Source organism: Paraburkholderia sp., from assembly GCF_035656215.1.
Classification (GTDB): domain Bacteria; phylum Pseudomonadota; class Gammaproteobacteria; order Burkholderiales; family Burkholderiaceae; genus Paraburkholderia.
This window is the reverse complement of sequence record NZ_DASRSY010000208.1, coordinates 1-12,587: the sequence shown is the minus strand read 5'-3', so window position 1 is coordinate 12,587 and position 12,587 is coordinate 1. Positions and strand designations below refer to the sequence as shown.

Sequence of the window (12,587 nt, the reverse complement as noted above, 5' to 3'; positions counted from 1 at the left end):
GATCGCCTTCTTCGTTAAGACTCAGAAAGCGCGCTGACACAAAGCTGAACACCCAGCTCACCGCTGCGCCCGTCGCGAGACCGCCCACCGCGATGATCACGAAGCTGATCGACGCATCGCGCAGCGAGAACACCCCCGTCAGTGCCGCGGCAATCGCGAACTTCAACGCGACAAGGCCCGACGCGTCGTTCATCAACGCCTCACCTTCAAGGATGTGCATCAGCCGCCCGGGAATCCTGCCCTTGCCGGCGATGCCGGACAGCGCTACCGCATCCGTCGGCGACAACACCGCAGCAAGCGCGAATGCGACAGGCAGCGAGATCGACGGCACCAGCGCATGCACGAAGTAGCCGACCGCCAGCACGGTCATGAAAACGAGGCCGAGCGCCAGCATCAGAACGGAGCGGCGCGCCATGAACAATTCGCGCTTGGGAATGCGCCATCCATCCGCGAACAGCAGCGGCGGAATGAACAGCACCATGAAGATTTCCGGGTCGAAGGTGACGTGCAGCCCGAGCCTGGGCCATGCGAGCAACGCGCCGATCGCGATCTGGACGAGCGGCAGCGGCAAGGCGATCGGCAGCATCCGGGTAACGATGCCGGAAGCGGCGACAGCGAGCAAAAGAATCAGTACGGTAAAGACAATATCCATCGGTCTATTTCTGAAGATATAACGGCGCTTCCTCTGCGATAGCCGGCGATGTCGCCGCATATCGGTCCCGGGGCGTGCATGAAGCGCGCATAAGGCACAAGGCGAAGTTTAGCCCGACGAAGCATCATGTCATCGCCAACCCTGCAATGCTCCGCGAGCGCGCATGGCATGCGTCACGGTAAGGCTGCGCACCGTAACGGTGCGCGTCGCGCCCTCGGCTGGCGCATCTTCTCTTTCGCCGGTGCAATCTTTCATGCAAATTTCATTCGAATGTGCGCCAGCGTGCGCATGGAGCTTGCTTAAGGAATATCGATGACGCACATTTTGAGAAACGGTGCCGAGGTTGTTCGCTTCCGCGTTCGGACCGGCCCGGCTCTCGCGTGAGAGGATTGCATGACGATTGCGCAACAGGAAAGGACGGCCAGCGCGCCGCATGGCTTCGACGTCGAGGTGACGTCGGGGCTCGAACGTTTTTCTGCGCAGCATGGCGAACTGACGCTGACCAGCGTGTTTCAACCGATTTTCAGCCTGTCGCATATGCGGGCGGTCGGCTACGAGGGGCTGCTGCGCGCGCACGATGCGCTCGACCGGCCCGTGTCGCCGCTGGACGTCTTCGGCGAGGCGGCGCGCCTGGGCGACGTGCTGCAAGTCGACCGGCTCGCCCAGACCCTGCATCTGGAGAATTTCAAGGTGCTCGGCGCCGAGCGCGAATGGCTGTTCCTGAACGTCCATCCCGGCGCGCTGACCGATCCGTATCACGCTGCCGCCTTGCTGGCCACGCTGAAGCGTCTCGATCTGCCACCGCGGCGCATCGTGCTCGAGGTGCTCGAACAGCGTGCGGAAGATCTCGAACGTCTCGCCGACGCGGTGCGCCAGTTCCGTGAGCGCGGCTTCCTGATTGCACTCGACGACTTCGGCGCGGGCCATTCGAATGTCGAACGGATCTGGCAGTTGAATCCCGATATCGTGAAGCTCGACCGCATTATGCTGTCGCATGCCGCGCATCGCGCCGATCTGGCGACGATCCTGCCGGGCCTGGTGGCGCTGCTGCACGAAGCGGGCAAGCTGGTGCTGATCGAAGGCGTCGAAACGGAGCATGAAGCGCAGATGGCGCTCGCCTGCGACGCGGACTTCGTGCAGGGGTTTTTCTTCGGCCGGCCGAATCCCGGCGCGGCCGACGCGGCGCATGCCACAACGTGCATCAGCGAAGTCACCGACCGCTATCGCGATCAGGCCGAAGCGCGCGAGCGCCGCAATGCGAGCCGTCTCACACCGTATCTGCGGGCGTTCGAGCGTGCCGCGGAACGACTCGCCGCTGGCGAACCGCTCGAGGAAGTGTGCTGGAATTTCCTCGCGCTCGACCATGCCGCGCGCTGTTTCCTGCTTGATGCAACGGGCAAGCAAGCGGGCCGCAACGTCGTGTTGCGCGCCGATCGCGCGGCGCATGAAACGCGCTTTTTGCCGCTTGCCGATGCGCAAGGGGCGAACTGGCTGCGTCGTCCGTATTTCCGCGCGGCGATCAATGCGCCGGAACGTGTGCATGTGACGCGTCCGTATCTGTCGATCAACGAGGCGTTGCCGTGCGTGACGCTGTCGGTGGCGACGCGTGTCGGTGAGCAGACGTGCGTGCTGTGTGGCGATATCGATTGGGTCGAGGAATAGCGGTTCCGATGGTTCGATTGGGAGGGCGCGGCAGCGCTTCTGGTGGTTCAGATTGGGAGGGAGAGGCAGCGCTTCCGATGATTCAAATTGAGCGGGTGAGCGGTAGTTCAGGTGGTTCGAATTGAGAGGCGGACCGGCGGTTCTGAGATCATGTCGGTTTTAACGAAACTCAGCCGCGCTTATGTCCGTCTTACTTGAAGTTATCGCCACGACCGTTGTCGACGCCCGGCTTGCCGCGCAGGCGGGTGCGAACCGCCTTGAACTTGTCACCGCGATGGGCGAGGGCGGTTTGACGCCGAGCCTGGGGTTGATCGAAGCGGTGGTTGCGGCGATGGAAAATCCCACTGCGGGTTCACCGGCGACCGCCACACCTGCGGCCGGCGTCCCGGTCAACGTGATCGTACGGCCGCATAGCCGCTCGTTCGTGTACGACGCCGACGACTACGCCGTGATGCTGCGCGACGTGCGTGCAGTCAAAGCGGCCGGCGCGAACGGCGTGGTGATCGGCATGCTGACGGCGGACGGTGAGATCGATCGCGAAGGCCTCGCGCGCGCAATCGACGCGGCCGATGGTCTGGCGATCACCTTCCACCGTGCGTTCGACGAAACACGTGATCTGCAAAAAGCGCTCGACGTGCTGCTCGGTTTCGATGCGGTGACGAACGTTCTGACCTCGGGCGGTAAGCCGTCGGTGTTGCAGGCAGAGTCGATCATGCGTGATCTGGTGCGGCAAGCGTCCGGCTCACATTGCACGGTGCTGGCGGGCGCGGGGTTGACGATTGATGCAGTGGGCGGCTTCGTGAGCGCAACACACGTCCAGGCGGTTCACTTCGGTTCGGGCGTACGCGTTGGCGGCAGCGGACTCGCGCCCGTCGATGCGGCGAAAGTCGCGCAGCTGAGAGCGCTACTGGACGCCAAGCATAGCTGATTCGTCAGGAAAGTAATCAGCGCTATTGGGCGCAGCGCGTAGAAAACGATCCGGCGGAAAATCAACGCTACTAGACGCAACGCGTAACAGATCCATCAGGCAAAAAAATGCCGCTTCGAGGTTCAACCCGAAGCGGCATTTTTCATCGACCCGCGAAAAAACTACTTCGCGACAACCACCGGAATTCCGCGCAACTGCCCGGCGCCCTTCACCTCTTCCAACGACTTCTTCACCGACGCGCTCGTCGCCGCTTCGATCTGCAAGCGCGCAGCGAGATCGCGCTCACCGCGCTTCACACTCGCCAGATTCGCCAGCTTCACGTGACCATAACCGCGTACCCGAGCATGCAGATCGGCTAGCGTCGCAACGTCTTCCAGATTGTCCGCGTTGAGCTTCGAGAACGCGCGTTGCAGTGTGGTTTCGTAGTCGTCGGCGAGTTCGCGCTCCATTTTGCGCTCAAGCGTGCGGCCGAACGGATCGAGCATCGTGCCACGCAGACTGCTGCACTTCGCCATCACGCCGAGCACCGGCCACATCCATTGACCGAAAGTCTTCTTGGTCGGATTCACGCCCGGTTGCGGACGTGTGAGCGTCGGCGGCGCGAGGTTGAACTTGATGCCGAAGTCCTTGCCTGCGACACCTTCGAATTGCGCTTCCAGTGCCTCACGGAAAGCGCTATCCGTATGCAGGCGCGCCACTTCGTATTCGTCCTTCACCGCGAGCAGACGATAGAACGTCGTCGCTACTGCGCGCGTGATGCGCTCGCTCTTTGCATCGACCGCAGTTTCCGCACGACGCGCCGCATCGACCAGCGCGCGATAACGCTTCACGTAGCTTGCGCCACCGTACGTGTGGAGACGGCCTTCGCGATGGGCGATCAGTTCGTCGAGCGTATCGACACGCACCGCGGGCTTCGCCAGATGCCGTGCTTGCCACAGCGACTCCAGCGCTGCGGGGTCTTCCGCAGCAACACGCCCGATCGAAAACGCGAGCTGATTCATCTGCACCGCGACGTTGTTCAATTCAATCGCGCGCATCATCGCACCGAACGACACCGGCACGAGGCCGAGTTGCCAGGCATAACCGAGCATCAGAATGTTCGCGCCGATGGTGTCGCCGAGAAAACGCGTGGCGAGCGCCTGAGCATCGCACGTCGACATGCGGTCTTCGCCTGCCGCGTGACGCATCTTGTCGATCAACGCATCGGCATGCAACGTCGCGTCCGGGTTCTGCACGAAGGTCGCGTTCGGAATGGCATGCGTGTTCACGACGATACGCGTGCGACCATGACGCACCGTTTGCAAGGCATCGGCGCTCGCGCCCACCACCATGTCGCAGGCGAGCAGCACGTCGGCCTGTTGCGTGTCGATGCGTACCTGATTGAGCCACTCGTCGCGCGCGGCGAAGCGCACGAACGACAACACCGAACCGCCCTTTTGCGCGAAGCCCATGAAGTCGAGCACCGAGGCGCTCTTGCCTTCCAGATGGGCCGCCATGCTGATCAATGCGCCGACCGTCACGACACCCGTGCCGCCCACACCCGTCACCAGAATGTCGTACGGCGCGGCATCGAGATGCGTCGCGGGAATCGGCAACGCTTCGACGCGTGCAGCAAGCGCTGCTGGATCGAATGCGGCGCCTGCGGCTTTCTTCAGCTTGCCGCCTTCCACCGTGACGAAACTCGGGCAGAAACCGTTCACGCACGAGTAGTCTTTATTGCACGACGATTGATCGATGCGGCGCTTGCGCCCCAACGCGGTCTCAACCGGTTCCACTGACAGACAGTTCGATTGCACACCACAATCGCCGCAGCCTTCGCAAACTTCCTCGTTGATGAAGAGGCGCTTGTCCGGATCGGGAAACTCACCTTTTTTCCTGCGACGCCGTTTTTCCGCTGCACAGGTCTGGTCGTAGATCAGCACGGTCACGCCGTCGGTATCGCGCAACTCGCGCTGCACGGTGTCCATTTCGCTGCGATGGTGGAACGTCGTGCCCTTCGGGAAGAGGTCATGATGACCGTCGTATTTCTCCGGTTCGTCGCTGACCACGACAAAGCGCGACACGCCCTCGGCTTCCACCTGACGCGCGATCTGTGGCACCGAGATGCTGCCGTCGACCGGTTGGCCACCTGTCATCGCGACTGCGTCGTTATAGAGAATTTTGTACGTGATGGTGGCTTTCGCGGCCACGGCCTGACGGATCGCGAGAATGCCGGAGTGAAAGTAGGTACCGTCGCCGAGATTCTGGAACACGTGGCGCGTTTTCGTGAACATCGAATGCGAGGCCCAATCGACGCCTTCACCGCCCATCTGAATCAGGCCAGTGGTGTCGCGCTCCATCCACGACGCCATGAAGTGACAGCCGATCCCCGCTTGCGCGATCGAACCTTCAGGCACTTTGGTCGATGTGTTGTGCGGGCAGCCCGAGCAGAAATATGGCGTACGTTTCACGCTATCCGCGGCATTCGAGAGGATCTGCGGCGCCACCAGATCGACCACACGCTGGCGGCGATCCAACGCCGGCTTGTGCTTCGCGAGCCAGTTCGCGAACACCGGCAGAATGCGCGACGGCCGCAATTCACCGAGCGACGACAGCAGCAGCGTGCCGTCTTCAGCATTCTTGCCGACCACGATCGGCCGCGTGCCTTGCGTGCGGTTGTAGAGATAGTCTTTGATCTGCTGTTCGATGACCGGGCCTTTCTCTTCGATCACCAGTACTTCAGACAAGCCGGACACGAACGCGTCGATGCGCGTCATTTCCAGCGGGAAAGACAGGCCGACCTTATAGATCCGCACGCCGGCCGCTTCCAGATCGGCGACGGTCAGATCGAGCCGACGCAGCGTTTCCATCAAGTCCAGATGCGCCTTGCCGCACGTGACGATACCCACGTTCGCATGCGGACTCGGCGCAATCCATTTATCGATGCTGTTGGTGCGCGCGAAATGACGCACCGCGTCGAGCTTCGCGTGCATCCGCGATTCGATCGTCAGGCTCGGCAGATCGGGCCAGCGGTTATGCAGGCCGCCAGTGGGCGTTTCGAAATCCTGTGGAATCGTCCATTCGGTTTGCAGCGCGTCGAGGTCGACCGTCGAGCCGGATTCGACCGTTTCCGAAATCGCCTTGTAGCCGACCCATGCGCCTGAGAAACGCGACAGCGCCCAGCCATACAAACCGAATTCGAGCATGTCGGCGATGTTTGAAGGATTCACCACCGGCATATGCCACGCCATCAAGGCGAAGTCGCTCTGATGTGGCATCGACGACGACACGCAACCGTGATCGTCGCCCGCCACCACCAGCACGCCACCGTGCGGCGACGAGCCGTACGCGTTGCCGTGCTTCAGCGCATCGCCCGCACGATCCACGCCGGGGCCTTTGCCGTACCACATCGCGAATACGCCTTCGACGGTGCGTTCCGGGTCCGATTCCACCCGCTGCGTACCGAGCACGGCGGTGCCGCCGAGTTCTTCGTTGATCGCCGGCAAAAAGCGAATATCACTCGCCGTGAGCAGTTTCTTTGCTTTCCACAGCTGTTGGTCGACCATGCCGAGCGGCGAGCCGCGATAACCGCTGACGAAGCCGGCGGTGTTCATGCCGTGCGCCTTATCCAGTGCGCGCTGCATCAGTACGAGGCGCACCAGCGCCTGGGTGCCGGTCAGGAAGATCCGTCCACGCGTGGCGGTGAGATTGTCGGACAGCTTGTAATCGGCGAGAGCGGGCGTGCCGTCGAGGGGCAGGCGAGCGGTCATGGGTGAGTCTCCGTTGTTTTGCGTCCGCGCGCCGTGGATGGGGACCACCAAAAGTGACGCAGCGAAAGAGACTCTATTTTTTAGCGCCGATTAGAGTGAATTTTTTCTACTTGGCTAGGCGTTCAACGAAACAGCGCGACGGGGCACGCGTTTTAATGGAGTTTTGAGGTGGATCTGCCACCCGGCTGACGGCTTCGGGTATGCCCTGGTGCGTGAGCTGAGGTGAAATCAGCCTTCGACCTTTTTGCAAGCGGCGGGCGAATACCGTTCAACGCGGGTGGTCCACGGTTTGGTCCCCGGTCCAGACGGCCAAGGGCCAAGTCTCGCCGCGGCTCTGGGTCCTACGCCGCGGGTGCTTTCGCCATGGGCGCGGCGACCGGCGCCGAGTCGAGCGGCACGACCTCGTCGAAATGCGAGTAATCGATGTGACTCACGCCGTTTTCCTCGCGCATGACGTCGACGAAGCGGTGTTGCCAGCGGATCTGCTCGCAAGCCCACATATGGCGCGCTTGCATGGTCTGCGAGGTCGATTCGTCGATCCCTTCGAGTGTGAGCAGCAGCGACGCGTCCCGGCCCTTGAGCGTTTCGGCGGTTTCGCCGAACAACGGACTGTTTTCGTCGATGACGTGCATCATCACCCAGCCCAGTTTGAACACAGGATGTTGCTCGCGCACCAGCGTCAGATCGTAGAGTTTGCGCAGCGTATAACCTTCGGCGGTGGTCTCCAGCCGCATGATGCGCAGCTTCGCACGTGCCTCGGCGATTACGTTTTGACGTGCGTTGGCGGCGCGCACCATGAGCGTCATGCGGCCTTCGAGTGGCCGCACGACTGCGTAGCGGGCAAACATGATCTTCGCGTGAGGCCGTGAAAAGCGCGCGAAGATCAACCCTGTCGCCAACGCGATACTGGACATGCCGACAAAGATCTCCAGCGTCGCGATCCAGTGGGCGTAGACGGTTTGCGGATGCATGTCGCCATAGCCGACCGTCGCGAGCGTTTCGACGCTGAAAAAAAACGCACCGCCGAAACCCGATGGAAACTGATTGGCGATCGGTGCCCGGCCCAGCATGTAGAGCGTGGCAAACACGGTGTTGAGCAGCAGGAACAAAACCCCGAGCGAGACAAAGAACGTCGGCCAGCGGACGACGAGTGCGCGGTGATAGAGATCCTGCCAGAGCGGCGTCGGCATGCCGTGCGCGATGACTACGCGATCGTCCAGGCGCAATTCGCGGCTGCCGCGCGCACGACGTTTCTGCGCACGCGCTTCGTCGTCGGCGATGCTGGAAAAGCGGTCTGATGGTTCAGTAGCCATCGCGTGCTCGTGGAGATGAAAACGCGCAAAGCGTAGCATGCCGACTAGCGCGCGGAAGGTGATTTCCGGCGCGCTGTGGTGCGTTGAAAGTGGCGCTGCTCAGGCCTGCTGCAGGGGCGTAGAGGTGACGCTTCCAGGGCACGGCTTGCGGCGCTTCGAACGAGCACGCAGGGGATGCCGCGATTCCGCTCGCCCGACGATGCACACGTCGCCATCAATACGCTCGCCGTGAGGCTACGGAAAGGCCCGCGGCTTCGGAATACCGGCGCCGTGTTCGATGTCGTCGACGGCTTGCAGGTGCGCTGCGGCGACTGCTTCGGCTTCGTCCGCGTAGCCGTTGTCGCCGCCAATGGTGGTCCACGACTTGACGGCTTTCTCGCGATGCCGGATTTCGTATTCCGCGTCCCAGCGCGCGCCGTTGAGTTCGAGAGGGCGGACGTGAATCGAGTACACGCCGTAGAGGAAGAGCTGTTCAGCCATGGTCGCCTCCAGCCGGTTGATTCAGGAATGGCGCAGTGCGATGTACGCGGCGCCGGGCTGCCTAAAGTTCGATTTCCCCGAGGATGCGGTGCGCCAGCGCCTTGGCTTCCTCTAGGGCTTCTTCCGGTGTGGACGAGGTGGCTTCGACTTCGTAGACCGTGGTTTCCTGGTCAGCGCTTGCTCCGCCTTCGTCGCGTGAAAGGGTAACGATGCCCTGCCACGTGTCGCTTCGTACTTCTCTTATCGAGGCGGCGGCCGTGTAAATGCCCTTGGTGTAGGTGATGTCATCCATGGCGACGCTCCTTCTTCCAAAGGGTTGGGTTTTTCATCCTAGCACGATGATCGAGTTTCGGTTTTATGCCTGCGCGGCGCTCGGTATCTACGACCGATGTTGGCAACCGGTGTCTGCAACAATACGCGCCGCACAAGGCAAAAAAACTACAGCAGCGCTACAACCTCGTCCAACGAAGGCGCATGCGCACCGGCGTGGCGGCAAGCCGCCGCGCCGGCAGCCAAAGAAAAGGCAAGATGCTCCGGCCACGTTCGCTGCGGCGCGGTCATCAAGCTGAACAGCAGACCGCCGATAGAAGCATCCCCGGCACCCACGGTATCGACAACCTCAACCCGAGGCGGCTCGGCCTCCACAATCATTGCGCCGTCGATCAACATGGACGTTTCCGGCCCGCGCGTCACCAGCACGGTGGCAGCAGGATTCATGGCTCGCAACTGCGCCAGTGCGGCGGCCTCGTCGTTCGTCTTGAACAGCATCCGCAAATCCTCATCCGACACCTTGATCAGATCCGCCAGCGCAGCCATTTTTCGCAACGTCGGCTCGTACCCATGCTCCATCAGGTTCCGGTAATTCGGATCGAAACTGATCTTCACGCCGCGCGAGCGCAACTCCGCGGCCAACGCAGCAAGCGTACGCCCGAGAGGCTGACGTACCAGGCTGATGCAACCGAAGTGCGCCCACTTCACCTGCCCGATCCAGCCCGCCGGCAAGCGCGCCGGATCGAACGCCAGATCGGCGCCGTTCTCACCCATGAAAAAGTACGCAGGCGGATGCGTTTGATGAACGACCGCCAGCAAGGGTGGGCGTTCCACGCGCTGCATGAAGCGCATGTCGAGACCCGCGGCGACGCTCGCGTTCCACAGTTCATCGGAAAAATTGTCGACGCCCAGAGATCCGGCACACGCCGTCGGCAAACCGAGCTGCGCCACGCAGCGCGCGACATTCCAGCCGGCGCCGCCAGGACGTGAGAGCCATTGCGAGTCACCGGTCCGTACGAGATCGGTGAGGATATCGCCGGCTGAGACGAAGTAGGGGAATTCGTTGTTCGCACTCATTTTGCTTACTCCGCGGATTCGGACGCAGCGGCCGCGCCGTCAGGCAGTGCGTGCGCCAGCACCTCATAGCACGCGCCCATCGTGTGATAGTCGGTCTTGCCGGCGGGACTCTTTTCGTCGCTGTACTTACGGTTGTCGCACGTGAGGATGCGGTACCACGCGCCGTACTTGTGATCGACGAAATGCGCCCAGCTATAGCGCCAGATCTCGTCGTACCAATCCCAGAAGCGTTCGTTGCCGGTGCGCTTGCCGAGCAGCGCCGCGGTCGCGAACGTCTCCGCCTGGACCCAGAAATACTTGTCGTGGTCGCACACCGTGCCGTCCGTGCCGAAGCCGTAATAGAGGCCGCCGTGGTCTTCGTCCCAGGCATGGGTCATCGCCGCGTCGAATAGTTCGATGGCGCGCGGCAGTAGCCACGGCAACGGACGATAGCGCTCGAGAATCAGCAGCAGCTTGGCCCACTCGGTCTGGTGCCCAGGCTGGAAGCCCCACGGGCGGAAGATGTTCGAGCTGTCTTCTTCGTTGTAATGCCAGTCAACCGACCAGTCCGCGTGAAAGTGCTCCCACACGAGGCCTTGCGACAGCTTCGCCTGGCGCAGCGTGATGTTCGACGCCACCCGTTCCGCGCGATCGAGATAGACCAGGTGCCCGGTTGCCTCGTGGGCGGTCAGCAGCGCCTCGGTGGTGTGCATGTTCGCGTTCTGACCACGGTACGAGTTGACGCGCCAGTCAGGTGTCGCTTCGTCGGCGTAAAGGCCGGCGGCGGCGTCCCAGAAGCGGTGTTCCATCAACTCGAAGGTTGCGCCGACCATCGGTTTGGCTTCCTCGATGCCGGCCATCGCCGCATGCGAATACGCGAGCAGCACGAACGCGAGGCCGTAGCAGTGACGCGTCGCGTCGAGCGTGCGTTTGTGGCCGTCGCGCCACTCGAGTTCCCAGTCGTAGCCTTCGTGTTCAGCGTCCCAATGCGCTTCGCGCAGGAAGCGCAAACCGTGGCGCGCGTACTCGAGGTGCTGCGGGTCGCCGAATTGACGATATGCCATCGCGTAGTTGAAGACATAGCGGCACGTGCTTACCAGATGCCGCGTGGTCTTGTCGTAGACCGAACCGTCGTCGCGGAAGAAATGGAAGAAGCCGCCGCTCGGATCGAGCACGTTCGGCGCGTAAAAATGCAGCGTGTCGCGCACATGAGAGAGCAGAAAGTCGCGGCTGCGGAAGCTCTCGACGGGCGGCGCCGCGGTGGCGCTGTTGGTGGGGCGAAGCAGATCGGATTGCGTCATGGCGTTTTTACCAAAGTACTGGCACGGGCAATGAGATGGACGGGCAAGCGGACTTCGAGTTCAGCGGGTGCGTCTTCAAGCAGCAATTCGACGCCGCGCCGGCCGAGCGCTTCCTTGTCGACCGAAATGGTCGACAGCGGCGGCGTGGCATGAGCGGCGGCGGGAATGTCGTCGAAGCCGATGATCGCGATGTCCTCGGGTACGCGGATGCCGCGCGCGAGACACGCGCGCAGCGCGGCGAGCGCGGCGGCGTCGTTGTAGGCAAATACGGCGTCGGGCCACGGGCCGGGCGCGTCGAGCAACCGGTGCATCGCGCGCGCGGCGCCGCTGGCGGGATCGAGGCCGGCGTCGATGGGGACTTCAAGCGATGGGTCGAACAGCAACCCCGCTTCGAAAAACGCGCGCCGGTAACCGAGCGCGCGCTGGGCGATGCTGAAGTGCGCGAGCGACCCGCCGATGAACGCGACACGCTTGCGCTGCTGTTCGAACAGATGCCGCATGGCGAGCGTGGCGCCCGCGACGTTGTCGAGATTCACCGAGCGCAGGCCGGGTGCCCACAGGTCGATCAGCACGAGCGGGCGTTGCATCGCCACCAGCGTAGTCAGCGTTTCAGGCTCGACGAAACCGGCGATCGCCACCGCGTCCGGTGCATGCAGGCGCATCTGCTGAATCACGTCTTCGGTCGGACCGGCGGTCAGCACGGAAGGGACGATGCCGCGTTCGCGGCACGCGTCTTCCACGCCGTGCAGCACGTGTGAAAAGAACGGGCTGACGGCGAAGTTGTTGTGCTGACGGTGCAACAGAAAGGTGAGGCGGCGGATGCGCGGACGCAATTGGGCGGCGTCATAGCCGAGCTGCCGCGCCGCTTCGACAACGCGTTCGCGGGTGGCTTCGGAAAGGCCCGGCTGATTCTTCAATGCACGTGAGACGGTGCCGATCGACACGCTGGCCGCACGGGCGACGTCGCGGATGGTTGTGGCCATCGAATGAAGCGGCCGCAAGAGGGGCGGCCGCGCGGTGTTTGGATTCGGGCGATTGTATAGTAAACCATGCTTGAATCAGCCTGGATGGCAAGCGATCAATACCCGGAAATACCCGTAGATATTGACGGTGGTGTGTTTTATGTTGTTTAGTAAAATATACTAAACAAGGCGTTGGCGTTGGCGTTGGCGTTGG

The 12,587-nt window shown here is 62.4% G+C and carries 10 protein-coding genes; 2 read left to right on the top strand and 8 right to left on the bottom strand.

Annotated elements, in window-relative coordinates:
* Window positions 1–652, bottom strand: a 652-nt coding sequence (locus tag VFE81_RS11940) for a cation:proton antiporter (protein ID WP_325044792.1), incomplete at its 3' end; no start/stop codon positions are given.
* Between the two features lie 393 nt (window positions 653–1,045).
* Here VFE81_RS11940 and VFE81_RS11935 point away from each other — a divergent pair.
* Together VFE81_RS11935 and VFE81_RS11930 are read left to right on the top strand one after the other, a co-directional pair.
* Window positions 1,046–2,314 carry an EAL domain-containing protein gene (locus VFE81_RS11935; RefSeq protein WP_325044791.1) on the top strand — a complete coding sequence of 423 codons (1,269 nt, stop codon included), beginning with the start codon at window positions 1,046–1,048 and terminating at the stop codon, window positions 2,312–2,314.
* Window positions 2,315–2,495: 181 nt separating this feature from the next.
* Window positions 2,496–3,242 (top strand): copper homeostasis protein CutC, encoded by a 747-nt coding sequence (locus VFE81_RS11930; protein WP_325044790.1) that lies wholly within the window; start codon window positions 2,496–2,498, stop codon window positions 3,240–3,242.
* Window positions 3,243–3,403: 161 nt separating this feature from the next.
* Here VFE81_RS11930 and VFE81_RS11925 read toward each other — a convergent pair whose 3' ends face one another.
* From VFE81_RS11925 to VFE81_RS11895, 7 genes are all read right to left on the bottom strand, one after another.
* Window positions 3,404–6,991, bottom strand: coding sequence for an indolepyruvate ferredoxin oxidoreductase family protein (locus VFE81_RS11925; protein ID WP_325044789.1), 3,588 nt, complete (start codon window positions 6,989–6,991; stop codon window positions 3,404–3,406).
* A 341-nt stretch (window positions 6,992–7,332) separates the two neighbouring features.
* Window positions 7,333–8,304, bottom strand: a complete 972-nt coding sequence (locus tag VFE81_RS11920; protein ID WP_325044788.1) for an ion channel — start codon at window positions 8,302–8,304, stop codon at window positions 7,333–7,335.
* Between the two features lie 234 nt (window positions 8,305–8,538).
* Window positions 8,539–8,784, bottom strand: a complete 246-nt coding sequence (locus tag VFE81_RS11915; RefSeq protein WP_325044787.1) for a hypothetical protein — start codon at window positions 8,782–8,784, stop codon at window positions 8,539–8,541.
* Window positions 8,785–8,845: 61 nt separating this feature from the next.
* A complete protein-coding gene (locus tag VFE81_RS11910) occupies window positions 8,846–9,076 on the bottom strand; it encodes a hypothetical protein (RefSeq protein WP_325044786.1) in 231 nt (76 codons plus the stop codon).
* 146 nt (window positions 9,077–9,222) lie between these two features.
* Complete coding sequence (locus VFE81_RS11905) at window positions 9,223–10,131, bottom strand: carbohydrate kinase (RefSeq protein WP_325044785.1); 909 nt, start codon at window positions 10,129–10,131, stop codon at window positions 9,223–9,225.
* A 5-nt stretch (window positions 10,132–10,136) separates the two neighbouring features.
* The gene (locus VFE81_RS11900; protein ID WP_325044784.1) at window positions 10,137–11,411 is read right to left on the bottom strand and encodes an AGE family epimerase/isomerase; all 1,275 of its coding nucleotides are present in this window, start codon (window positions 11,409–11,411) and stop codon (window positions 10,137–10,139) included.
* Window positions 11,408–12,394, bottom strand: coding sequence for a LacI family DNA-binding transcriptional regulator (locus VFE81_RS11895; protein ID WP_325044783.1), 987 nt, complete (start codon window positions 12,392–12,394; stop codon window positions 11,408–11,410). The genes VFE81_RS11900 and VFE81_RS11895 overlap by 4 nt, the downstream gene beginning before the upstream one ends.
* Between the last annotated feature and the right edge of the window lie 193 nt (window positions 12,395–12,587).

What these genes read in the sequence shown, in the direction of transcription:
- VFE81_RS11935 (WP_325044791.1), top strand. Translation starts at nt 1,046, where the DNA reads ATGACGATTGCGCAACAGGAAAGGACGGCCAGCGCGCCGCATGGCTTC.
- VFE81_RS11930 (WP_325044790.1), top strand. Translation starts at nt 2,496, where the DNA reads ATGTCCGTCTTACTTGAAGTTATCGCCACGACCGTTGTCGACGCCCGG.
- VFE81_RS11925 (WP_325044789.1), bottom strand. Translation starts at nt 6,991, where the DNA reads ATGACCGCTCGCCTGCCCCTCGACGGCACGCCCGCTCTCGCCGATTAC.
- VFE81_RS11920 (WP_325044788.1), bottom strand. Translation starts at nt 8,304, where the DNA reads ATGGCTACTGAACCATCAGACCGCTTTTCCAGCATCGCCGACGACGAA.
- VFE81_RS11915 (WP_325044787.1), bottom strand. Translation starts at nt 8,784, where the DNA reads ATGGCTGAACAGCTCTTCCTCTACGGCGTGTACTCGATTCACGTCCGC.
- VFE81_RS11910 (WP_325044786.1), bottom strand. Translation starts at nt 9,076, where the DNA reads ATGGATGACATCACCTACACCAAGGGCATTTACACGGCCGCCGCCTCG.
- VFE81_RS11905 (WP_325044785.1), bottom strand. Translation starts at nt 10,131, where the DNA reads ATGAGTGCGAACAACGAATTCCCCTACTTCGTCTCAGCCGGCGATATC.
- VFE81_RS11900 (WP_325044784.1), bottom strand. Translation starts at nt 11,411, where the DNA reads ATGACGCAATCCGATCTGCTTCGCCCCACCAACAGCGCCACCGCGGCG.
- VFE81_RS11895 (WP_325044783.1), bottom strand. Translation starts at nt 12,394, where the DNA reads ATGGCCACAACCATCCGCGACGTCGCCCGTGCGGCCAGCGTGTCGATC.